At 61.4% G+C, this 1449-nt stretch carries 2 protein-coding genes; one reads left to right on the forward strand and one right to left on the reverse strand.

Annotated features, from left to right (window positions below):
* On the forward strand, nucleotides 1-152 hold a 152-nt coding region (locus EOA86_RS34540; protein ID WP_128345600.1), incomplete at its 5' end, for a DUF3363 domain-containing protein.
* Nucleotides 153-452: 300 nt separating this feature from the next.
* Here EOA86_RS34540 and EOA86_RS34545 read toward each other — a convergent pair.
* Nucleotides 453-1449: alkaline phosphatase family protein (locus EOA86_RS34545; protein ID WP_128345602.1), on the reverse strand; the 997-nt coding region annotated here is incomplete at its 5' end.

Genomic DNA, 1449 nt, shown 5'->3' on the forward strand with positions numbered 1-1449 from the left:
GGTTCGCCCTGATCGACGACGGACTCGGCTTCCAGCTCGTGCCCTGGACGCCGGCTCTCGAGAAGAAACTCGGCCAGCATGTCTCCGGCGTCGCTCGCGGCGAGACCGGTGTCGATTGGAGCTTCAGTCGGAAGCGCGGAATTGGCCTCTAGGCAGATGCGACGAGTGCGAGGATAGCTTTGGGACATCGAGCGCCGGAACACGTTTAGCTCGCGGTGTATTTCCGTTGCAGGCTTGGTGGTAATTCTCCCCCGATGATGAAGCTAACGAAAGTCGAGCTTTCTTCCGTGCATGGTGTCCTACCCACGGCGAGTGGGCGCCCCGCCGGAAGTCATGGATCTGATTGCGGCCTTGAGAACCGGAATTCTGTCAAGAGCGGGCGACTCATAGCGGCACGCTTCGCCGATGAGGTTCGTTTGATTAGCCAAATTCTTGTAGCCGATTAGGCAGCCCTACCCTTCCGCAATTCCCCTCTCGATATAGGTCGAAGCGCCAATATGGGCCCGGTTCAAAACCTGACGGAAACCGCCTAAGCCCGCTTCGATCGCTTCACGCCGGATTTGCACGTTGGGTTTTGCCGGATCCCGAAACACCTCGTGGAGCACTCGGCCGCTCATCGTTTTCGGCCGGCCGATCTCAAGCAAGTGCAGAATGGTTGGAACGAAATCACAGATGCCTGATGGAACATTTGAGATTGAACTTGCTGCCGGGAAAGCCGAGCCTGCGAGAATGCCGACTGCCGCGAGTTCCCTGGGATGCAGGCCACCATGGACCCCGAGGCCCGTGCGGCGGTCATTGTCATAGAAGGTGCCGCCGATGAGGCCGAAGGGATCGACGCCATCGTCTGCGCGGAACGAAAACGAGACGTCTGGCGCGCGCTCGTGATCGGCAAAGACCAGATGATTGCCGAGGCTGCCGGGTGCGATTCCGTCGACCTCGTTTCGTGCACGTGTGAATACCGGTCCACACCACGGGTGCTCGGTAATCGTCGCTGCAAGCCGCGCGATCTGTTCGTCAGTGGGTTCGGCGCAATAGAGCGCGCCGACTTGTCCGGGCACAACCACGACATCGACCTCCGGCGCGGGCGCGGTGCCTGGCCGGAAGCCGGCGTCGCGCAGGTTGTCAGCCACGGAGATGCGGGTGTGGCCGGTGATGTGCCCATGATCCGAGACCGCGATGACCTGCACGCCATTGGCGCGGCCCTCCGCTTCCCACCAGTCGAGCACGCGGCCGAACTGTCGGTCACAATGGGCGATGATATCCCGGGTCGCCTGTGCTCCCGTTCCATGGAAATGCGAGGTCACGTCGGGCTCGCCATAGGAGAGGATCGTCACGTCAGGGTGGTATTTCGGCCAGACGACCTCGAGAAATGCCGAGGTAATCCAGTCCTGCCCGGCCTTGTCCGGCTCGATCTTCGGTGGCTCAGGCGTCAGTGGACCAACACCAGCC

Source organism: Mesorhizobium sp. M5C.F.Ca.IN.020.32.2.1, from assembly GCF_004023105.1.
GTDB classification, from domain to species: domain Bacteria; phylum Pseudomonadota; class Alphaproteobacteria; order Rhizobiales; family Rhizobiaceae; genus Mesorhizobium; species Mesorhizobium wenxiniae.